This window comes from Halobacteriovorax sp. GFR8, assembly GCF_050955245.1.
Classification (GTDB): domain Bacteria; phylum Bdellovibrionota; class Bacteriovoracia; order Bacteriovoracales; family Bacteriovoracaceae; genus Halobacteriovorax_A.
In genome coordinates this window covers 151,715-172,390 of record NZ_JBPBLR010000003.1, presented here as the reverse complement: position 1 = coordinate 172,390, position 20,676 = coordinate 151,715, and the positions used below count along the sequence as shown (strand labels likewise).

The following is a 20,676-nucleotide window of genomic DNA, read 5'->3' as shown; positions in this document are numbered from 1 at the left end:
CAAAGATCAGAAAAGCAGATTTTTCCACTATAGAGATTATTGAAATCATTGAGATTTTCAATTATTTTCATTTAAAGCTTCGCAGGTTCTATAGATCTTGTTGGATATATGCGCCAATATAATTGCTTCCACCTTTGATTCTTCCAAACATTGAAGACGATTCAAAAATTGCTGAACGGTGATGAATCATAAGCCCAAGCCAAGTGTGCTCTAGTCCCGCTTTTTCTAAGCTAAAATCGATAGAAAAGTCTAAATAATTCATGAACTTACTACTACGATAACCCTTTCCTGAAATATCAAACTCTTCGATGTAAGTGATTTGATCGGCATAAGAAATACCTTCAGCAAGGCCAAGTCTCAACTTCGTCGGCCAGTGAAATGGAATGAAGATCTTAACAGCTAGGACGAATTCATTACTTCTTTCCTGTACGTCACTTTTAAGATGTCCAACATATTGAGGCAGAAGATAGACTGGAATGTCGGCCCCTAGGAATTGATCGGCCATTGGAATACCATAAGCAAAGGAAACCAAGTCATTTTTGTACTTATCAGTTGCTGTATGAAAAGAGAGGATATCACTTAGGTTTGATGGAGTGGCCATAGCATAAGCCGCTCTAATAAAAGTTTTTGACTTAAGTTTTGAACGCTTTGTAATCTCGTGTCCATTCATATGGATTAGGTGTGGATCCATAAATCCGATACCTAAAAATGTTTCCGTGTTTACTTGGTTACGAATGGTAGGAGCGTCGGCAGTTTCATTATCAAGAGCACTTACTTTTACATGAGTGAGGATATTAAAGTCTTTATGTACTCTTATGGCGGCCTTAACTCCGGCACCAACTTCATAGCCTGGACCAGGATTTGATACATCTAAACCATAATACTTATTATTAAACTCTGCAGTTCTAATTGTTGCATAGGCATATGGACGAAAGAAGACTTTCTTCCACACAAGGTCAGCTTCAGTCTTTAAATTGAAATAGCTTCTTGTTGAATGGTCTGCGAGGAGCTGCGCCCTTGTTCTCCACATCTTTGAGTGAACATATTGTGCTTCAAAACCATAGTCGAAGCCGGCTCCACGAACTGTGTTTTGCGTATCTTTTGGAGTATCAAAGAATCGATACTTTGACATAAGGTTGATATTTAACTTTTTAATAGGTCGATAAAAAGTGAAGTGCGCTGATAGGCCATCGAGTTGAAAATCTCCACGCTTATAAAAGAAGAGAGGGATAATATCAGAAACTTTCTTATCTGCTACTTTAAATGGGATGTCTGCATTACGATAACCAAATCCAATACCCCAATATTCTGGCTTGTAATTACTGGCAAAAGTAAGTGTAGAGAGTAAAATTGTCGCTAATAATTTTTTCATTATAACCAATCTGTAAATGCGACACCGAGTCCTACTCGAGTCATATTGTAATCGTAATCAATCATCGTTTCACCATAGCCGGTGAAGGCTTGAAGATAACCTTTTAAACGTGTTTCCGGCAAAGGAAAAGACCAGTTAACTTCGAGAGCACCCTTATTATCTTTCTTCAAATTATTTCTTAGCATCCAAGAAAGGGTATGGCCGTTGATTTTATGGATACCTGTTAATTCAAAGTAGCCAAGATAGTCAGTAATGTCGGGATTGTCATCACCAGTATAATCAGTCGGTCCATCCTTAGCTTCTTCATTTATACGATACCAAACCTTGAGCATGAATAGTGTCTTTTGCCATTCAAAGAACGTTGTTGCAAAGATTCTATTCCAGCTTCGAGATAGTGGTAAGTCTTTACCATTGGATTGATGAACGAAGCCGAAGTGGTAATAATTTTTAAAAATACGCCAGTCTTCTTTGAATGGCTCAAAAGAAACAAATAACTCTGGCTCATAATTAGTATCTCTAAATGCTGCCGAGTTTTTCTTATTGTAAAGCTGCCATAATGACTTTTGAGTATAGGCAAAATTCAAATCAGTCTTTGATCCAAAGATATGTGACAACAATGTGAACTTGAAACTAAGTTGAAATTTTGTTTCGATATTCTTAAGTTCATCATCTACAGGGTAGGGCACTTCATTCGGGTCGTGCATATAGGTTATTGGTAAGATGTAATTTGGTCTATGTGCAGTAACTAAAGAGGAAGTACTATTTGAGTGATTGTCTTCTTTGATTCTTTGATCGAGGGATTTTTGTAGCTCACTACTTTCGCTTGCAAGCGCTAGTAGGGGAAAAGTCAGTAATATAAGTATAAATTTGTTCATGAATTAAGCTGTTAAATAATTAATAAATTGAGCCTATTGTCCAATTTTTTAGGGCCCTCTGACAAATATTTCCTTGAATGCAAGAACGCATTGACAATATGAGCAGTTAGGGGCTATAAATAACTCCTACATGCGCACTCGTAGCTCAGCTGGATAGAGTGTCTGACTACGGATCAGAAGGTCGCAGGTTCGACTCCTGCCGAGTGCGCCATGTTTCTTAAGCACCTATTTTTACAAGCCTATGTCAAATCACGAACAAAGATTTAATGGAATAGCGGCCCTACTTGGAGCCGAGGCTTTTTCTATAATTAAAGACTCACATTTTATGATTATTGGCCTTGGTGGTGTTGGGACCTGGTGTGTTGAATCGATTGCACGTTTGGGTGTTAATAAAATCACTTTAGTTGATCTCGATGATATTTGTGTATCAAATACAAATCGTCAACTACATGCTCACGATGGAAATTATGGAAAGATGAAGGCCGATGCTCTGAAGGAGAGGATCGCGATGATTAATCCTGACTGTGAAGTTGTCTGCCATTATTGTTTTTTTAATGAAAAGAATATGGATAAGATCTTTGCTGAGAAGCCTTCTATAATTATTGATACTATTGATGCGCCTCGTGAGAAGGCGATCTTAATTAATGAATGCTATAAGCGTGAAGTTAAAATTGTAAGTTCTGGGGCAATTGGTGGGAAAGTTGACCCTACAATGATTACTGTTGCGGAACTATCTAAGACAAAGCAGGATATGCTTTATCGAAAAGTGAGACAAGAACTTAAAAAGAAGCACCTTTATCCTCTTGGCCGTTCAAAGGCCAAGGTTCAATGTGTCTATTCTCCAGAGCCATCTAAGAAGATTAAAAAGTGTGATATTGATAATACGTCAAAGGCACTTAAGTTAGATTGTGATGGTGGGTTAGGTACGGCCACATACATGACTGGAACAGTAGGCTTCTTACTGAGCCATGTCGCTGTTAAGGAATTATTAAAATAATTTTTCATTGATTATATCTCAGCGTAAAGTAAAATTAGTTGACTTGGAAAAGTCCGCTAAGAATATTTTTTAGGAGATATCATGACAAAGTTTTTCTCATTTTTTTTAATATCAATTGCGTTGATTTCTTGTGCCTCTGGAAAGAAGGCGAGGGAATTTGAAATTGATTATAAAATCTTAAATGCTTCAAATAAAATTGAACCTGATTGGTTAGAAAGCGCTGATAACTATAAAGGTGATAAAGACTATCACTACTTCTTATCTCAATCTGAAAATAGAAATAGAAGACTTTGTGTAAAGTCAGCTACGGCCAGATCAACAGCGGTAATCGCTTCTGAGATCTCGCAAGAGATTGCAAATGATTATACAGAAGTAACAAACCTTGATGAAGACTCACAGGAAATTAAAACATTTTCTGAAACTCTAACTCAGTCAATTAGAACGAAAGTTTCTGGAGTTCGTGTAAAAGAACAGTACTGGGAAAAGAGACAAAAAATGAAAGATGAAAAGCTTATTGGTGATCCATACTATACTTGTTTTTCATTAGTAGGTATTAAAGAAGATACTCTACAAAGAGCTATTCGTTATGCACAAGAAAAAGCCATTGCTGTTGCTAAAGATTCACACAAAGAAGAGCTGAGACAAAAATTTGAAGATTAAGATCCTACTGATTTCACTTTTTAGTCTTTATTCATTTGGACAAATAAAATCATGTCCTAAGGATTTCTTATGTGCAAAAACATGTGGCCTTAGTGAAAAAGAGGCAACAGAAGATGCAAGAGTCGAGATTGCTAAAAACTTTCAGGTTAAAGTAAAAGCAAAATTTATATCGATTGAAAGCTCGAATGGTAAATTAGATGAAGGCGAGTATTCTGATTTTGTCAGTGAAGAAGTTTCTGAGAATTTATTTGGCGTTGAAATGATTGAGTCATTTGTTGATGAGGAATCATACTATTGTGTCTTAATGGGATTAAATACTAAAAAGTTCATAACTAAATTAAAAAGTGATATTTCTGAATTAAAAAAAGAAAACGAAGACTTATATAAGTCTGGCTATAATTTAGTTCTTTCTAAAATTAGGGCCAATAATAGCGTGATTAAAAAGTTAGAGCTATATATGATGACTTTAGCAGATAGTTATAAGTCTAAAGTTAAAAAGTATGAAGTACGTCCTAAAAAAGAAATTACATTACACGTTTATTCACAACCGAAGTTTGAGGTCGTTGATAAGCTGTTAATAAGTGAGCTTAATAAGAATAATGTATTTTCAGGAAAGAGTGATGAACGCTTAAATATTGCAATTGCTTTAATTGACGAGTTTTTAAATGTTGATGGTTTTGTAAAAAAGACATTGGAGATTAACTTCAATAAGAAGAAATTGAATATTACAAAAAGATATACACAAACAGGTCGTTCTGAAAAGGCCATTATTGAAGAAGTTGTTAGTGAGTTGATGGACGACTTACCTGATATTTTTGTTGATTTAAAAATTTAATGGAGGATATATGAAAAAGATTTTAGCTCTTACACTGCTTTTTACATTAGTTTCATGTGGGGGATTTCAAGCTGAGCGTGTTTCGGGAGACACATCAGATGAGAAGTCATTAGAGATTACTGATGCATGGGTTACACGTGATACTGAAAATTCAGTTGAAACAGTGATTCAAAAAATGAAACAACATAAAGGATTTAAAAATTACCTACTCAAGTTGGGAAGACGTCCTAAAGTATTTGTTGCTGAATTTAGTAATCAAACGGCCGAACCATATTTCCCGTCAGATGATATTTCTGATGAATTCTTAACTCAGTTAAGTGAATCAGGAGAATATATCTTAATTGATGCTTCTGCTCGTGAGGCCCTGTTAAAAGAGATTCAATATCAAAATGATGGAATGGTTAGTCCTGCTGAAGCTAAGAAAATTGGAAATGCTGCAGGTGCAGATATTATGATCTTTGGTAATGTAAGAATGCAACCACGTTCAAGAAGTGGGAAAACATTAAAAGAATACACGATGAATATTCGTATGACTGACATTTCTAGAGGTGTCGAAGTTATGAGAACTAGAACACGTGTTAATAAGTATTCAGAAAAATCAAAAGTAGGTTGGTAATTAGTTGAATATTACTAATTTTAAAAAGATTATAACTCTTTCATTCCTTATTATTCTTGTCTCATGTGCAGCAAGGAAAGTAAGGGATGAAGGTGACCTCATTTCATCTTTATATAAAAGTAACGATTACAAAAGTGTTGTTGAAAAAATTAACAAAGGTGAAGTCTATAAGCGAGAGGAAGATCGATTTCTAAAACAAGCTGAGCTTGGTATTGCTTATTTTAATTTAAAAGATTATGACAATGCTCTTTTGTATCTTAACAATGCTAAAGAGATTGCAAACGAATTATACAAAATTAGTATCTCAAACAAAGTAGAATCTCTTTTTATTGGAGAGGCCACTGACATCTATTACCCAAATCAATTCGAACAGGCCAATATTCGATTTTATGAAATTCTAGCTCATTATATGAAGAGTAAAGAAGTTACTTCAGATAAGCAAAAGAGATTTCATCAACAGGCCATGGTTTCAACTCTGAGAGATTGGAGTGCCTATATCGAAAACTTTAAGGCCCAAAATAGAGGACGTGCAATCTATAAGGGATCAACCTTTATTGATCTGATGGGAGTTGTTGTTCATGATACTTATGGTAGGGCCAAAGACCGCTCGATTGTTAATAATTTCAAGAAAATAGGAAAGAGAGATCTTATTCAGCAAATGGGATTGTATCCTAGCTACAATTCATCACATAAGAAATATCAAGAAGATTATAAGAAGCTACATTTAATGAGTCAGACTGAGCTTTCAAAGTATATAACGGAAACAGAGACTTATAAGCACACATACGATTTCTTTAATAATAGAAAATCATTTAATACTTATCTCATTATTTTAAATGGCCATGTCATCAAGAAAACGGCCAAAGTATACGACTTTCCATTAGGGCTTCCTGTGGGAGTTTATATTTCAAATGATGAAGGAATGGATGACTTTGTAACTTTCTCTTTAAATATGCTTGCTCTTACCAGAGGGACTGAACCAAAGATTTATTTTGAACTACCTAAGATTGATTCATCTACAGTATCGACTCCCAAAAAGGTCACAATCAAAAATGCTAAAGGGGAGGAGGTCGAAAGCGGTGGCTCGGTACTTATGACTAATACTTCTGAAGTCTTGAGTAGTTCTTTAAAAAATGATGTGGCCCTTTTAGAAGCAAAAGTAGGTGCAAGGCTTGCGGCAAAGCATATTGCTCTTTTAACTTCTGCCTATCAGACTTACCGTAGTCTTTATAATAGTGGTAGCTTGATTGCTTATCTCTCTGCAAGTGCTGCTTACGCTGCTGGAAATCGTGCCATACAAGAGTCAGAATTAGCTGACCTACGATCTTGGTATGGTATTTATGACCATATCCATCTTTATCCAGTTAACCTTAAACCTGGTGAGTATGAGTTAACAATAGATGATAAAAAATATAAATTTACTCGTGAAGAAGGGGCTAAGCAAATAGTGCCACTGATTATCAAATGATCCTATTTTGATAAAATAGAATAATGTTAATCAGTATTAGTAAACTATCAATTAAGAGTGACTTCAATAAAGTTCAGGCATTGTTCTCTCTACATATGTTCTTGTTCTTCTTGGCCAAGGGTTATGAGTTCTTTAAATTTCAATTTAACTTTATCGCACTCTTTGGAATCATATTTTCCGTTATCCTTTATCGACTCTATTATCGAATGCAAAAAAATGTTCACTATTCTTTTTGGACATTAAGTGTCGTTGTTGCACTCTTTATCATTTTTTATATTTTGAGGTCTTTGTATTACTATAATGACTTCTCATTATTTTTTCTCTACACAATGTCTCTAATGCTTCTTGGGTTACTTTGTTTTTCTTTATACACACCTGTTTTCTATCCTGTCATAAGTTGGTGGGAATATGATTTTAGGTACCGTAATGATTTAAAGACATGTGTTTACTCAGAAGGTCTTGATGGTGTGGAGGGAAGACTGGTTGATCTTCGTCGTAAAGCCGGCGGCCTTACTCTGTTCGATGATTTGAAGATTGGTCAAAAGCTAGAAATTGAGCCGCTAACGGCAAGCATTGATGGACGCCTGAGCGTTGAAGTGGTATCTAAAAGACAACATTCGATAGGACGACCTTTTACATATGGAGTAAGGTTTCATAACACTGATGAAACTTCTCGTCGTCGCTATGGCGAATTAGAAAAGTATTGGAATTTTGAGCGTAAGGCCAAAAAAGATAAAAAATTTAAATCATGAGCATTAAATCACACATTTGGAATATGAACTTGGCGCTTAAAGAAGCGGAACTTGCTTTCAAGGCAGGAGAGGTTCCTGTGGGAGCAATCATTGTTGATGAAAATGATAACGTGATAGCTCGTACTCATAATTTAAAAGAACATCAAAAAGATACGACGGCCCATGCGGAAATTCTCGCCATAAGAGAGGCCAGTGAAAAACTTGGGGATTGGCGACTTCTTAATTGCACAATCTATATTACGCTTGAGCCTTGTCCGATGTGCTTATATGCAATTTTGCAGGCACGTTTTAAAAATGTAGTCTTTGGTGCCTATGATCAGAAGGCCGGGTCAGTATCACTAGGTTACAGTTTTCAAAAAGATAAGCGCTTCAATCATAAATTTTCTATCATTGGTGGTGTAGAGCACTTTAAATGCTCGAAAGTATTATCAGATTTCTTTAAATTGCGTCGAAAAACTTATCGAAAACGTCAAAGTTAAATCTCTACTGTTTACATTCTGACGATATTTATCGAACATGAATATATGTTTAAATTTATCTTTACGGCAACATTCGCATTATCTTGTATCGCCAACTCTATGTTTTTTGAAGTTGATTCCATCAACTTAAATAGAGAGCTAGGAAGTGAATTTCTTGGTGGCGTTGCACACGCAAGAGATGTGTATATAAAATACGATGCTGTAGAGTTTGATTTAACTGAGAATGGTGAGCTTTTTCTTGTTAACACTTTCTTATTTAATAATCGTATTAATTTTCAAAAAGATAATTTGAATCTTACGACTCATCTTCCGCAGTTCACTGAAATTGATCTACTTAATATGATTTATGCGAAAGAAGCTAAAATCGAATTTGCGGAGACTGGCTTTTTTGCAAATGGGCCACAACTAAGTATTGGCGCAGAACAATTTCTTTTTGATATCAAAGATGTTGATATTAAATGTCAAAGTGATGAGTTTACATTTAACTTAGATGAGATTTGTTTGAAGGATATGCACATTAAGCCACTTGAGGGCAAAGAATTCGCAATCGTAGAAATTAAACAAAGTGGTGCGACTCAATCTAATGTAAATATTCGTGGAAAGGAAGTTGCCTTTAAAGAAGATTCAATAATCATCGATGCTCAGAGCGCTTCAGGTAACCTTCTCAATAGTTCTATTAACTTTAAAAATATTAATATTGATTGTTATAAAGACCCTAATTTAAGTGCTTTTAATCTTGATCTAATTTTTGCAGGTTGTTTAGAAGAGTCTCGAATTGCAGGAAAAGAGATTAAGTTACTTAGAGAGGGAATGCCATTTAATGTTTTTGACGGACAAGTTTATTTTGAAAAGCAGCACCTTGGCCTAATTGCTAATCAACTTGAGGCGCAAACTAAAAAAGGTGAGTTTACTTTCACTAAGATCGAGGCCCGTTGCGTAAAAATAAATTCAACTGATAAAGAAGTGGATGCTGTTTCAATTTATGAAGGATGTCTTAGAAGATCTGATTTTAGTATTCAAAAGATTAGTGAGGATAAGAAAGAGTCAGATAAGAATCGTATTCGTGATCTAAAAATTACTGTTGCTGATGGTCACTTTAATATGACGGCCAAGTTAAAATCTCTATTCACTTTCAAATTTAAGGCCGCTGGGAAGCTTGATGTTCAGCCGGAGCAGCGTGAAGTGAGAATTAAAGTTAACCGAGCACGAGTTGCAGGTATGACGGCAACAAAATTCGTTTTAAAATTTGTGATGAAGTTCATCAACTCTGACTCAGTGAGTCTGAAAGGTGAGACGATTATCATTAAATACTAGCTTTCATTGACATCATGCTAAGATAAATATTATATTCATGTTCGGTAGCCGGTCAGACAAATGTAGCGGGGCTAACTCCGCCAGGTCGGGAACGAAGCAACGGTAACCTTTGTTGCATTGTGTTTGTATCGGCTGCCCCTTTCCAATACCTATAATTTTTCCTATAGTTAACAAGTAAAATTTTTAAATCATATAAAGTGATGGTGCTTAATGTCATATCAGGTCTTGGCCAGAAAATATCGTCCTGCAAAATTTCAAGATTTTGTTGGGCAGGAACATATCGTTAAAACTTTAGTTAACTCTCTGAGAGATGATCGATTAGGTCATGCCTATATCTTTTCTGGTACACGTGGAATTGGTAAGACAACGATAGCAAGGATTTTTGCTAAAGCACTAAGATGTGAAACTCGTGATGAGAATCAAAACCCATGTGGTGAATGTAGTGCTTGCCAAGACTTTGATTCTGCGGCTTCGATGAATGTCGTTGAAATCGATGGTGCATCTAATAATAGTGTTGATGATGTAAGAGAGCTGATTAGCAATATCTCTTATCTACCATCCAGTGGAAAGTACAAAGTTTATATTATTGATGAAGTTCACATGCTTTCTAACAGTGCCTTCAATGCCCTTTTAAAAACATTAGAAGAACCACCAGAACATGCCGTATTTTTAATGGCGACAACTGAGCCTGAAAAACTTCTTGGTACAGTTCTTTCAAGATGTCAGCGTTTCGACTTTGTTAATGCAACGGTTGAAGAGCTTAAGTCTCATATTATTCACATAGCACAACTTGAAAATATTACTTTTGCTAATTCAGAGTTAATTGAAACTCTAGCTAAGCTAGGTAATGGATCTTTTAGAGATACACTTTCTTTATTTGATCAGGTTTTAAGTTTTTCGTTTGGACAAGATATTTCAGAGGATATCTTTGCTCAGGCCCTTGGTATTGCAAAGCTTAGCTCAATTAAAACATTAATTGACTCTACACTTTCTGAAAATATTGAAGAGCTGACAAATACTTTTAATGCTCTAATTTCACAAAATATCTCCCTACAAAATATTGTAAAGTCTTTACTTGAAAATCTATTTTCAATTGTTATTGCAAAAGATTTTAACGATAAGTCGAGAGTTCTTTCGAAAGTGGACGGTGATATATTTGATCGTACAACACGAGCAGAACTTTACTGGGTATATGAAACACTCGCAAAAGACTTTACGTGGACGCTTGAGTCAATTATTCCAACTGATGCAACACTCTTAGCAATGAGAAAGGTAGCATTAAGACATCAGATAATTGCAGACACTCAAGTGGAGGATAGCGCGGGAAAGCCTAAGGCCCAAGTTGTGGCCGAGACTGAAGAAGTAGCTACTAAAGAAGTTCAACCACAATCTATTCCGACTCCTAAGCCTGAAGTTGAAATTCAAGTTGAGGAAGTTATACAAGAGGAAGTCGTAAAGCCTCATAAAATTATTTTTGATGATCCTATAGAACCACAGGAAGAATCTCGTGAAGAAATTCAAGAGGTTGAGTCAATTCAAACTGAATCAATTGAAGAGGAAGTTGTTATTGAGGGCCCTAAGTCTTGGGATGGTTTTCTTCAGTTCTTGTCAAAAACTTCACCTGTAATGGGTGCAAATATGGAGCAAGGGAATTTAATTGGTGATCTAGTTGTTCAGATGGATAAGGTATCCCTTCTTATCGGCTATCCTACTGGTGCAAAAGTTTTCTTTGATCATATGAATAATCAAGAGACACTTGAAAAGGTAAGAGAACACCTTAGAAAATATTTTCAAGTGCAAGAGATTGATTTATCAATAGAGCTAGTTGAAAAGAAGAAAGCTGAAGAAACAGACTTTAAATCTAAATTTGAAATTAATATAGAGAATGAAAATATTGAAAAACAAAATCAAAGGAAGGAAATTGAAGGTGATGAAATGCTTCAATTGGCCAGTTCAATATTTAACTCTAAGATTGATAAAATTATCTTAAATGAAGATGAATAAAAATTGGAGAATAAAATGGCAAAGGGAATGCAAGGCCTAATGAAACAGGCGCAACAAATGCAGCAAAAAATTAGCACACTTCAAAAAGAGCTTGAAAAGCGTGAGCTAGAAGTTTCTTCAGGTGGTGGTGCTATCAAAATTAAAATCACTGGTAAGCAAGAAATTCAAGCTATCACGATTGATCCTGAAGCAGTAGATCCAAATGATGTTGAAACTCTTGAAGATCTTGTTTTAACAGCAGTTAATCAAGCAATCAAAGAATCACAAGATATGGTTTCAAATGCGATGAGCAAGGTTACTGGTGGACTAAATATTCCAGGACTTTTCTAAGGCTTAAACTTAATGAAACTACCTGAAAGAATTAATAATCTTGTTGATTCATTCTCTAAAGTGCCTGGCATTGGAGAAAAGAGTGCACTAAGACACGTTCTTAGCTTAGCAAAGTGGACTAAGGAAGAATTAGGAGACTTTGCTGTTGCTTTAAATGAATTAGCAGAATTGAAAAAATGTAATCAATGTGGTGTCTTTGCTGATGAAGATATCTGTGCTGTTTGTAGTGATATTCATCGTAAAGAATCAACTGAGATTTGTATTGTGGAGTCTATCACTGATTACATGGCCATTGAAAGAAGTGGCCAATATAGAGGACTATATCATGTTCTAGGTGGAGTACTTAATCCACTTTTGGGTGTTGGTCCAGCAGAGTTAAATATTGATAAGCTTAAAAAGCGTGTTGATGAACTTGGTATTAAGTCCGTTATCTTAGCTATTGGTCCGTCTGTTGAGGGTGATGCGACTTGTAGTTATATCAAATCAGTTCTTTCAGATGAAGTTAATGTTGATCGAATTGGCTTTGGGATTCCTATGGGTGGGAATCTCGATTACTTAGATACAATGACTATATCTAAGGCATTAGAAAATAAAACCAAAATGTAAGGAAGGTTTATGGATAACATCGAAGTCGTTATTCAAGAGTTTTTTAGAGAGTATAGTGGATTAGATTCTCTAGTAAATAGTGGTTTAATTGTTTGTCGTCAGGACGGAATTCCACTGTATTCATTTAAAAGTGTTGAAACTGATTTCGATAGTGATACTGCTGGTGCCCTTATTGCTGGTGTTTGGCAGGCAAGTTCGGTTCTTTCTCAATTTATCCCAGAGGAAACGCAAGATGAATTTAGATTCAACTATGCAACTTCTTCAAAAGGGATTTATATTACAAAGCTCTCAGGTTTCTTTGATGATATCTATCTAAGTCTTATCTATTTTGATGTGGATAATCCGGCAAAACTAAAGGCAAGAATTAGAAGTATTGAATCAAAGCTTCCAGAATTTATTGAAGCACATTTATCAGGGGATAGTGATCCAAACGAGGTATTTCTATTCGATGATATAAGTGATAACGAAGTCGATGACCTCTTTGCAGGCGTTTTAGGATAACGGGGGCCACATGTCTTTTGTAAATTACAATACGAAGGAAATTAATTGTAAGATCGTTTATTACGGACCAGGTCTTGGTGGTAAAACAACGAATATCCAATATATTTATCAGAAAACTGCTGGTGGAAATAAAGGAGAGATGGTTTCTCTCGACTCAGAAAATGAAAGAACAATTTTCTTTGATTTCTTACCTCTTGATCTAGGTGAAATTAGAGGCTTTAAAACTCGCTTTCACTTATATACAGTTCCAGGGCAAGTTTTTTACGAGTCATCTCGCAAGCTAATCTTGCGCGGAGTTGATGGTGTAATCTTTGTGGCCGATTCTCAACTTGAGAGAATGGAAGCTAATATTGAATCACTTAAAAGCCTTGAAGCAAACCTTACTGAACAAGGTTACGATATTGATCAGATTCCGATTGTATTTCAATGGAATAAAAGAGATCTTCCAAATGTCACACCTGTTGAGGATATGAATCAAACACTTAATGCCGATGAAAGGCCGGCCTTTGATGCTGTCGCTGTTAAAGGTATTGGAGTATTTGAAACTCTTAAAACAATGTCAAAATTAGTACTGATGAATTTAAAGGGCGGCTTAAAAGAGTAGCCCTTTATACTTCAGGTAATGAATATGGGCCTCAATCAAAGCTTCTTGGCAGTAGAAAGAAGATCTTCTTCCAATAAGGTGATGGCCATCTAAAATACCAAGCTTGATGCCTCTTTCAAAATAGTATGGGAATAATGAGCTTTCAGTATCAACAACTCCATCATTATCCTTCTTGCTTCTTATAAACATCTTCATAAGAATCATCCAGAGATGACTCTCATACCATTTCGATGAAAACCCTATCGAAGTATAGAAAAGGTTTTGATTAAGCTTATCGTGATTATTTCTCATCCAAGGCCTGCGAAAAGTCGAAGAAAGTGACTTTTGCATTTCTTTAGCTAGGATATCTTTCTTGCCATCAATTAATTGATAAAGTTTTGAGTCAGAAAAATTATGTATGAGATTTAGGGTTTTAATAAATTTCTTATTAAACGAATTAGAGCCAAGAATAGGGGAAGCAATTGTTGAAAGGCCAACAATGGCATCTTGTTCTTCACTATAATCAGTTAAGTAATGGAGTGAGTCCAGACCACCTTTAGAGAATGCAATTAACCATAGCTTCTCTGCTGGATGATCACTTACATATTTAGCAATTTGTTCACGAAGTGATTTTGCGTTCTTTAAGCAATTATCAAAACCATTAACTTCGGGCGTGTAATACTTAATATTATATTTTGATTTTAGATGTTGGCAGGCGCGTTCAAACGAAGGTGTTGAAAATAACTCATTGAAAACACCTGGAATTAAGACAATTGTAATATCTGTTTTTGGCTCTTCTAAGTTTGAAATGTAATTTGGATGGTACTTAGCATATTCAACTTCGTTATAGATGATCCTAAAGATTTCATCATCAGGGAGGTCGATTGGTCTGCGGGCCTTGAGGTCATTGAAGAATCGATAGTTGACCTTATCAAAGTCGAATTTATTATCGAAGCTTTTAAAGTTTGTAAGAGAATGTATATAGCGAGCTGAAGAAAAGCTGATCCAAGCACTCGATGTAACAAGGTTTCGCATTAGTTTAATCGCTTCATTTGGAGAAAGATTATTCTTAACTAAATTGAATCTTTCAACTAAGTCAGACTTGGTTAATTCTTTAGCAGAGTTTAAAAAAGATTTAGAATAATTCTTCCTCGCGCTATAAGCGTTAACACGATTCTTAAAATCTAAAACTTTTGATTCAATATATTTATTTAAAATTAAATCAGTATCTCTCATAGTACTTTTAAATTCCTTGCGCTAGATGTAAAATTTTGGCATTGGTAGTGTATACAAGTCAAATGAATGAAAGATTTTAAAAGTTTGTTCACTTTTATTACGTTAAATTTGTAACTGCTAACTACTTATAAAATAAGGTTATTTAATGGTTGAAGAATATAAAGAGCACTATTCCGTCTTAAAGAAAGAATGTCTCGATTATCTTTATTTAGATAGTGAAGAACATGATCAGTTACTTTTTGCAGACTGTACGTTTGGGGCCGGTGGTCACTCTTTGGCGATTGTTAAAAGAGAGGAGAAGGCCAAGCTTATTTCATTTGACCAAGACCCCGATGCTTTAAAGAATGGCCGTGAACTTATTAAGAAAAATGGTGTTGAAGATAGACTCTTCTTACATGACTCTAACTTTTGTCACTTTAAAGATATTGTCATGGGTAATCATGCTGATCTTGTGGAAGCAAACGGAGGGCTTAATGGAGTTCTTCTTGATTTAGGGGTTTCTTCTCATCACTTCGATGAAGGCTCACGTGGATTTTCATTTCGTGTTGATGCGCCGCTCGATATGCGTATGGACTACGATAATGACAATATTCAAACGGCCAAGGATATTATTAATCGTTATTCTGCACAGGATCTGGCCAATCTCTTTAGGGATTACGGCGAAGAAAAATTTGCATGGAGAATCGCTGAGCGAATAGTTCTTGAAAGAGATAAAAATGGCCCGATTAATACAACTTTTCAATTAGCAGAATTGATAAAAGATTGTTATCCAAAAAAATTACAATTTGGTCGCATTCATCCTGCGACAAAATGCTTCCAAGCACTTCGTATAGAAGTTAATCGCGAGTTGGATGTAATAACTGACGTAATTAATCAGGTGCTACCATTATTAAAGATTGGTGGTAGAATATTAATTATAAGCTTTCATTCTTTAGAAGATAGAATTGTGAAGAAGCTTTTTAAAGATTATGAAAAAAATGGACTTGGTGAGATGCTTTTTGAAAATGAAGTTAAAAAGCCAATTATTCCAAGTGATGAGGAGATTGCTGAAAACTCTCGCTCAAGAAGTGCAAAATTAAGAGTGCTTAAGCGTGTTGTAAGTAAGAAATCAAAAAATAAATACGAGAAATTTTCAAAGATTGAAAATTAATAACAATAGGAGATTGTTAAATGGCCTCAAGGATGAGTCGAACAAAATCTAAGAAGGAAGGTATTGGAAATAAGATCAAGGGAGTTGTTCTTAGTTCACAAGGCTTACCAATTGTTCTTAGTCTAGTTGTGATTACAGTTTTATTCGTACTTTTTAGAATGAAAGGGATTGAGCTGAATTATGAGATCGCAACAGTTAAAAAAGAAGTAGAGAGAATTAAAGTTGAGGGAAAAGAGTTAAAAGCTAAAAAAGCTAGACTTCTGTCTGTATCTAATTTGAGAAAGATGGCCCGTAATTATAACTTAGCACAGCCGAAGCAACATCAAATCATTGTTGTTCCAGCTAAGAAGTAAGTGTAGTGAGTGATAATAATTTAAAAAACAGATTGAAAGTTATATACGCAATTTTTACAATTGCTTTTGTTGCAATTCTTGTAAAAGCATTTCGTATCCAAGTTGTTGATCGTGGACATTTATTATCACAATCAAAAAAACAATTCTTTAGAGAAAGAAAAGTCTTTCCAAGACGTGGCCATATTTATGATCGCAATGGAAACCCTCTTGCTATTAATATTAGAACCTACTCAATCTTTACTATTCCAAAGAATATCTCAGATAAAAAAGTTTATGAAAAACTTAAGGCAATCCTTCCTGAGATGGAACTCGATGGTATCGCAAAGAAGGCGCTAGAGCGAAATCGTTTTACTTGGATTACTAGAAAGTCAAAGCTTACAGAAGAACAAGTTGCACAGATTAAAAAGCTTAAGGGAATTTATATTGAAGAAATTCCGAAGCGTATTTATCCAAATCACGAGCTTGCTGCACAAACCTTAGGGTTTGTTGGACTCGATAATAATGGGCTGGCCGGTATTGAGCATCGTTTTGATAAAGAACTTAGAGGTGAGCCTCAAATTATTAAGTACTTTAAAGATAATAAAGGTCGCCCTGTAAGATACGTTAGCCAAAATATTCCTACAGAAAGAGCAAACGATGTCTATCTTTCAATTGATAAGGAAGTTCAAGCAGTAGCTGAAAAGGCCATTAAAGAAGCCGTTGAAAGAGTTGATGCAAAACGAGGTGGTGTTGGCGTTATGGATGCTGAGACCGGTGAAATTATTGCAATGGCAAATTATCCTACATTCGACCCTAATGATGTGAGTGACTCAAAAGGAAGTGATCGCAAGCTTGCCTTTATTAGTGACCCATTTGAGCCAGGCTCAACTCTGAAGGTTTTAACACTTGCATCAGCGCTAGAGAATAAAGTTGTACGACCTGATACAAATTATTATTGTGAACAAGGCCGTCTAAAGGTTGAAGATCATATTATTAAGGAAGCTGAATCGAGAAAGAAATTTGAGTGGTTATCTGTTGAAGAGATTCTTATGTACTCTTCAAATATTGGAACAACAAAAATTGCATTTGATTTAACTTTTCCAAAACTTAAGAAGACACTAAATGATTTCAAGATCGGTGAGAAAACAGGAATTGAGCTACCTGCTGAATCTCGTGGGATCTTTACTGATGATAAGAATGTATCTCCACTTTCTTTAAGTAATATCAGCTTTGGTCAAGGTGTTGCAACAACAGGGATTCAGATGCTTGCGGCCTTTGCTGCAATCTCGAATGATGGTGTTTATGTACAACCAACAATCTTAAAAGTTGATGATCCAAAGAAAGTAAAATCAAAAAGAGTTATTCCTACTGATGTTGCTAAATCAATCACTGAGATGATGATAAATACTGTTGAGCGTGGTACGGCAAGAAAAGCAAGAATTCCTTATTTTAAGATTGCTGCTAAAACCTCAACAGCACAAAGAGCGGATAGTAATGGACGCTATACTGGTTATATTCCTGGGTTCCTAGGTTTCCCTGTTGGCGTTAAGAAGAAATTTGTTGTTTACTCTTATGTTGATAAACCTGCACGAGGTAAGTCTTACTATGGGAACTCAGTTGCAGGTCCTGTTTTTAGAAAAGTGACAGAATACCTTCTTTATAAGAATAAAGAATTCGAAGGCCTTGCTGAAAATGAGACTTATAAGAACGATATGGCCTTTGACTCAGTAAAAAGAGTTCAGTCTGCTAAGCGCTATACAGGTAGAGGTTCAGTTCCTAACTTTGTAGGCTTAGATAAAAAATCAGCAATGGCACTTGCTCAAAAATTAGATATCGATCTAAGTCATGTTGGGGTCGGTGTTGTTCAAGAACAAACTCCAGAAGCTGGTAGTAATCGTGATGGCGATGTTGTCGTAAAACTAAAATACGCTCCACCTACATATGAATAATTTAATTAATAAATACAATATCCTTTTGGAAGGTCTTACTGATCTTACGGCAAATTTAGATCAAGCGAAACCATGTGATATCGCTTTTTATCGTATACATGACAATGTAAAAGCAGTTGAGTTATTTCGCCAACGCTATGAAAAAGGTAGTGCTGGGCTGGTTATTACGAATCGTAGAGTTGCAGACATTGATTCACTAGTTGTGGACGAGTGTGATTTTTATAAATTACAAGAAGAGTTAGTTGAGGAGCTGTATCCAGTTAATCGTGAAGTAAAGTTAATTGGAATTACAGGTACCAACGGAAAGTCGTCTGTCGCACATCTTTGTCAGCTTATCCTTAATGCTAACGGCTTAAGCGCATGTAGTATTGGTACCGTTGGTGTGATCAAAGGTGAGAGTGAAGTCATGGAAAGTCTATCTGCGACGACTCCATCTTTTATTGATTTAAGAAGAATCATTTTTAAGCTTAAAGATATTAATTACTTCTGTCTTGAAGTAAGCTCTCATGCACTAGAGCAGGAGAGAGTAAAGAAAATGAAGTTTGATTCAATAGGATGGACAAATTTCACTCAAGATCATCTTGATTATCATGGAACGATGGAGTCCTATTTTAATGCTAAAGCAAAACTTGCAAATTATAGTGAATCTAATTTTATTATTCCACGTTCACAAGAAATTGAATTCAAGTCTAAGCTAAATTTTGACATAGCTTCTTCAGTTGAAAATATTTATGGTGAAGAATTTAACCTGAGCTACAATGTCGATAACTTGGAATTAGCATTCGCTCTTTGTGATAGGGCATCTAGTTTAAAATTAAATAGAAAAATAAAGCTATCTTTACCTAAGGGAAGATTTAATCTTTTTAGAAAGGGCGATAGTGTATTCATTGTGGATTATGCTCATACTCCTGATGCAATTGTAAATATTTGTCGTGAAACTAAGAAACATTTTGATTCTTATGACATTATTACAATCTTTGGTTGCGGAGGTGATCGCGACCGTACAAAGCGTCCAAAGATGCTTTCGGCTGCATTGGAATTTAGTGATAAGGTTGTTGTAACAAGTGACAATCCAAGAACTGAAGATCCGAATGAGATTATCAAAGATATTCTTGAAGGTAATAATGAAGTCGTTGATATTATCGTCGATCGCAAGGAAGCAATTCATACTTATGTGAAAGAATATGAACGTCCTACTGCTGTGATTATTGCAGGAAAAGGACACGAAGAATATCAAGATATTAATGGTGTGAAATACCACTTTAGTGATATTGAAGAAGTAAAGAGTGCATTAGGGGAATCATGTTAATTTCTGATTTAAATAAAGTTTCAGGTCTTATAAAAAGGATTGGTAAGGATCTAGATATTGATATTTTACTATCTACAGATTCTCGTATGTCTGATGATAAGAATACATTTGTTGCCCTAAAAGGCGAGCGCTTTGATGCTTATAGCTTTATTCCAGATGCAATAAAGAATGGTGCAAAAGCAATTGTTCTAACTCATTCTAAAGAAAGAGAAGAGGAGATCAGAACTCTCATTGAAAAGAATACAGAGCTTTGTTTCTTTTTAGTTGAAGATAGCCTTTCGTTCTTGCAAGAGGCCGCTAAGTTTCGAATTATTGAGTGGAAGAATCATGGTGGTTTTGTTTTTGGACTTACAGGCTCAAATGGAAAGACAACGACAAAAGAGATGCTGTTCTCATTAGCAAAATCTTTTCTTCATGAAGCAGTTATTTGTACACAAGGTAATCTCAATAATCATATTGGGGTCCCATTAACTATCTTCTCAATTAAGGATGAGCATAAATTTGCGATTATTGAGATGGGAACTAACCACTTTGGTGAAATCGAAGTGCTTTGTGAAATTGCACAGCCTGATTATGGATATATTACAAATATTGGCCATGCTCATACTGAATTTCTCATCGATCTTAATGGCGTTCTAAAAGAAAAGTCTGCACTTTATCGTTGGGTTAAAGACCATGGAAAGAAATTCTTTTTAAATATGGAAGACGAGAAGTTAGCAACTTTAGAAGTTACAGATAAAATTGTTCCTGTAAGCAAGAAAAATGTTTACGAGTTTGAAAGTGATTTTATTAAAGAGTCTTATAATCGCTGGAATGTTCAAGCTTCATGTTTTGTCTTAGAAAATATTTTTTCGCTGAGTTTATTTCACGAGTTAAAAATACTAAGACTTCCTGAAAATAAAAGGGCCCAGTGGATTAATGTTAATGATTCAAAAATATATTTAGATGCCTACAATGCAAACCCAACTTCAATGAGGCTTGCAATTAGAGAGTTTGCCAAGCAAGTTCCAGATACAAAGAAAGTTATCTTCATTATTGGTGACATGAATGAATTAGGTGATAAGACCCAAGAACATCATGAGGCCATTGCGGACTTACTAAACGAACTAGGCATTAAAAACTCAGTCTTCATTGGCCGCTTTGCTAAATTTTATAAAAACAACTTTGGCGGCGCGTCTCAAACTTATGCAAATCTTGATGATTTTATCTCAAATTGGCCAGTAGTATTAAATTCGTATGATTATATCTTTTTAAAAGCTTCTCGTTCTTTACAACTAGAGAGGCTAATAGATATAACTATGTAATATA

At 35.3% G+C, this 20,676-nt stretch carries 21 protein-coding genes, 1 tRNA gene and 1 other RNA gene; 20 read left to right on the top strand and 3 right to left on the bottom strand.

Annotated features, from left to right (window positions below; translation table 11 throughout):
* Positions 1–88: 88 nt before the first annotated feature.
* The gene (locus ACRXC1_RS15575) at positions 89–1,372 is read right to left on the bottom strand and encodes a MipA/OmpV family protein (RefSeq protein ID WP_433660168.1); all 1,284 of its coding nucleotides are present in this window, start codon (positions 1,370–1,372) and stop codon (positions 89–91) included.
* A complete protein-coding gene (locus ACRXC1_RS15570; protein ID WP_433660166.1) occupies positions 1,372–2,247 on the bottom strand; it encodes a phospholipase A in 876 nt (291 codons plus the stop codon). Before ACRXC1_RS15570 ends, ACRXC1_RS15575 begins: the two co-directional genes overlap by 1 nt.
* A 134-nt stretch (positions 2,248–2,381) precedes the next feature.
* Here ACRXC1_RS15570 and ACRXC1_RS15565 point away from each other — a divergent pair.
* From ACRXC1_RS15565 to ACRXC1_RS15495, 15 genes are all read left to right on the top strand, one after another.
* Positions 2,382–2,458 (top strand) — tRNA-Arg (locus tag ACRXC1_RS15565).
* 30 nt (positions 2,459–2,488) lie between these two features.
* Positions 2,489–3,244, top strand: coding sequence for a tRNA threonylcarbamoyladenosine dehydratase (locus ACRXC1_RS15560; RefSeq protein WP_433660164.1), 756 nt, complete (start codon positions 2,489–2,491; stop codon positions 3,242–3,244).
* Positions 3,245–3,325: 81 nt separating this feature from the next.
* A complete protein-coding gene (locus ACRXC1_RS15555; protein ID WP_433660162.1) occupies positions 3,326–3,904 on the top strand; it encodes a hypothetical protein in 579 nt (192 codons plus the stop codon).
* Positions 3,894–4,739 carry a hypothetical protein gene (locus tag ACRXC1_RS15550; RefSeq protein ID WP_433660160.1) on the top strand — a complete coding sequence of 282 codons (846 nt, stop codon included), beginning with the start codon at positions 3,894–3,896 and terminating at the stop codon, positions 4,737–4,739. The genes ACRXC1_RS15555 and ACRXC1_RS15550 overlap by 11 nt, the downstream gene beginning before the upstream one ends.
* Positions 4,740–4,749: 10 nt before the next feature.
* Positions 4,750–5,355: a CsgG/HfaB family protein gene (locus ACRXC1_RS15545; protein WP_392910914.1), complete on the top strand. Its 606-nt coding sequence runs from the start codon at positions 4,750–4,752 to the stop codon at positions 5,353–5,355.
* Between the two features lie 4 nt (positions 5,356–5,359).
* Positions 5,360–6,823 (top strand): hypothetical protein, encoded by a 1,464-nt coding sequence (locus tag ACRXC1_RS15540; RefSeq protein WP_433660158.1) that lies wholly within the window; start codon positions 5,360–5,362, stop codon positions 6,821–6,823.
* A gap of 23 nt (positions 6,824–6,846) precedes the next feature.
* On the top strand, positions 6,847–7,575 hold the full coding sequence (locus ACRXC1_RS15535; RefSeq protein ID WP_433660156.1) for a PilZ domain-containing protein: 729 nt from the start codon (positions 6,847–6,849) through the stop codon (positions 7,573–7,575).
* Positions 7,572–8,054 (top strand): nucleoside deaminase, encoded by a 483-nt coding sequence (locus ACRXC1_RS15530; protein ID WP_433660154.1) that lies wholly within the window; start codon positions 7,572–7,574, stop codon positions 8,052–8,054. Before ACRXC1_RS15535 ends, ACRXC1_RS15530 begins: the two co-directional genes overlap by 4 nt.
* 45 nt (positions 8,055–8,099) lie before the next feature.
* Positions 8,100–9,368 (top strand): hypothetical protein, encoded by a 1,269-nt coding sequence (locus ACRXC1_RS15525; protein ID WP_392910923.1) that lies wholly within the window; start codon positions 8,100–8,102, stop codon positions 9,366–9,368.
* A 43-nt stretch (positions 9,369–9,411) separates the two neighbouring features.
* Positions 9,412–9,508, top strand: an RNA gene (gene ffs / locus ACRXC1_RS15520) — signal recognition particle sRNA small type.
* Positions 9,509–9,578: 70 nt separating this feature from the next.
* Complete coding sequence (gene dnaX / locus ACRXC1_RS15515; RefSeq protein WP_433660152.1) at positions 9,579–11,372, top strand: DNA polymerase III subunit gamma/tau; 1,794 nt, start codon at positions 9,579–9,581, stop codon at positions 11,370–11,372.
* Between the two features lie 15 nt (positions 11,373–11,387).
* A complete protein-coding gene (locus ACRXC1_RS15510) occupies positions 11,388–11,702 on the top strand; it encodes a YbaB/EbfC family nucleoid-associated protein (protein WP_021267713.1) in 315 nt (104 codons plus the stop codon).
* A 12-nt stretch (positions 11,703–11,714) separates the two neighbouring features.
* Entirely contained in the window at positions 11,715–12,308 is a 594-nt protein-coding gene (recR, locus tag ACRXC1_RS15505) for a recombination mediator RecR (protein WP_392861261.1), read from the top strand.
* 9 nt (positions 12,309–12,317) lie between these two features.
* Entirely contained in the window at positions 12,318–12,809 is a 492-nt protein-coding gene (locus ACRXC1_RS15500) for a hypothetical protein (protein ID WP_392861259.1), read from the top strand.
* Between the two features lie 10 nt (positions 12,810–12,819).
* Entirely contained in the window at positions 12,820–13,413 is a 594-nt protein-coding gene (locus tag ACRXC1_RS15495) for a GTP-binding protein (protein WP_392861258.1), read from the top strand.
* Here ACRXC1_RS15495 and ACRXC1_RS15490 read toward each other — a convergent pair.
* Positions 13,402–14,628 carry an esterase/lipase family protein gene (locus ACRXC1_RS15490; protein WP_433660148.1) on the bottom strand — a complete coding sequence of 409 codons (1,227 nt, stop codon included), beginning with the start codon at positions 14,626–14,628 and terminating at the stop codon, positions 13,402–13,404. The two genes, ACRXC1_RS15495 and ACRXC1_RS15490, sit on opposite strands and share 12 nt — an antisense overlap.
* A gap of 145 nt (positions 14,629–14,773) precedes the next feature.
* Between ACRXC1_RS15490 and rsmH the strand changes: the two genes are divergently transcribed.
* The 5 genes from rsmH to ACRXC1_RS15465 are packed head-to-tail and all read left to right on the top strand — an operon-like array spanning position 14,774 to position 20,672.
* Positions 14,774–15,778, top strand: a complete 1,005-nt coding sequence (gene rsmH / locus ACRXC1_RS15485; protein WP_392910931.1) for a 16S rRNA (cytosine(1402)-N(4))-methyltransferase RsmH — start codon at positions 14,774–14,776, stop codon at positions 15,776–15,778.
* Between the two features lie 20 nt (positions 15,779–15,798).
* Entirely contained in the window at positions 15,799–16,131 is a 333-nt protein-coding gene (locus ACRXC1_RS15480; protein ID WP_021267577.1) for a septum formation initiator, read from the top strand.
* Between the two features lie 32 nt (positions 16,132–16,163).
* On the top strand, positions 16,164–18,059 hold the full coding sequence (locus tag ACRXC1_RS15475; protein WP_433660145.1) for a penicillin-binding transpeptidase domain-containing protein: 1,896 nt from the start codon (positions 16,164–16,166) through the stop codon (positions 18,057–18,059).
* On the top strand, positions 18,052–19,368 hold the full coding sequence (locus ACRXC1_RS15470; RefSeq protein WP_433660143.1) for a Mur ligase family protein: 1,317 nt from the start codon (positions 18,052–18,054) through the stop codon (positions 19,366–19,368). Before ACRXC1_RS15475 ends, ACRXC1_RS15470 begins: the two co-directional genes overlap by 8 nt.
* Entirely contained in the window at positions 19,362–20,672 is a 1,311-nt protein-coding gene (locus ACRXC1_RS15465) for a UDP-N-acetylmuramoyl-tripeptide--D-alanyl-D-alanine ligase (protein WP_433660141.1), read from the top strand. The genes ACRXC1_RS15470 and ACRXC1_RS15465 overlap by 7 nt, the downstream gene beginning before the upstream one ends.
* Positions 20,673–20,676: the final 4 nt, after the last annotated feature.

Bases quoted from the DNA above. Each gene is read 5' to 3' on its own strand.
- ACRXC1_RS15495 (WP_392861258.1), top strand. From the start codon at position 12,820: ATGTCTTTTGTAAATTACAATACGAAGGAAATTAATTGTAAGATCGTT.
- ACRXC1_RS15570 (WP_433660166.1), bottom strand. From the start codon at position 2,247: ATGAACAAATTTATACTTATATTACTGACTTTTCCCCTACTAGCGCTT.
- ACRXC1_RS15480 (WP_021267577.1), top strand. From the start codon at position 15,799: ATGGCCTCAAGGATGAGTCGAACAAAATCTAAGAAGGAAGGTATTGGA.
- ACRXC1_RS15525 (WP_392910923.1), top strand. From the start codon at position 8,100: ATGTTTAAATTTATCTTTACGGCAACATTCGCATTATCTTGTATCGCC.
- ACRXC1_RS15530 (WP_433660154.1), top strand. From the start codon at position 7,572: ATGAGCATTAAATCACACATTTGGAATATGAACTTGGCGCTTAAAGAA.
- dnaX (WP_433660152.1), top strand. From the start codon at position 9,579: ATGTCATATCAGGTCTTGGCCAGAAAATATCGTCCTGCAAAATTTCAA.
- ACRXC1_RS15510 (WP_021267713.1), top strand. From the start codon at position 11,388: ATGGCAAAGGGAATGCAAGGCCTAATGAAACAGGCGCAACAAATGCAG.
- ACRXC1_RS15500 (WP_392861259.1), top strand. From the start codon at position 12,318: ATGGATAACATCGAAGTCGTTATTCAAGAGTTTTTTAGAGAGTATAGT.
- ACRXC1_RS15555 (WP_433660162.1), top strand. From the start codon at position 3,326: ATGACAAAGTTTTTCTCATTTTTTTTAATATCAATTGCGTTGATTTCT.
- ACRXC1_RS15535 (WP_433660156.1), top strand. From the start codon at position 6,847: ATGTTAATCAGTATTAGTAAACTATCAATTAAGAGTGACTTCAATAAA.
- ACRXC1_RS15575 (WP_433660168.1), bottom strand. From the start codon at position 1,372: ATGAAAAAATTATTAGCGACAATTTTACTCTCTACACTTACTTTTGCC.
- ACRXC1_RS15465 (WP_433660141.1), top strand. From the start codon at position 19,362: ATGTTAATTTCTGATTTAAATAAAGTTTCAGGTCTTATAAAAAGGATT.
- ACRXC1_RS15560 (WP_433660164.1), top strand. From the start codon at position 2,489: ATGTCAAATCACGAACAAAGATTTAATGGAATAGCGGCCCTACTTGGA.
- rsmH (WP_392910931.1), top strand. From the start codon at position 14,774: ATGGTTGAAGAATATAAAGAGCACTATTCCGTCTTAAAGAAAGAATGT.
- ACRXC1_RS15490 (WP_433660148.1), bottom strand. From the start codon at position 14,628: ATGAGAGATACTGATTTAATTTTAAATAAATATATTGAATCAAAAGTT.
- recR (WP_392861261.1), top strand. From the start codon at position 11,715: ATGAAACTACCTGAAAGAATTAATAATCTTGTTGATTCATTCTCTAAA.
- ACRXC1_RS15545 (WP_392910914.1), top strand. From the start codon at position 4,750: ATGAAAAAGATTTTAGCTCTTACACTGCTTTTTACATTAGTTTCATGT.
- ACRXC1_RS15470 (WP_433660143.1), top strand. From the start codon at position 18,052: ATGAATAATTTAATTAATAAATACAATATCCTTTTGGAAGGTCTTACT.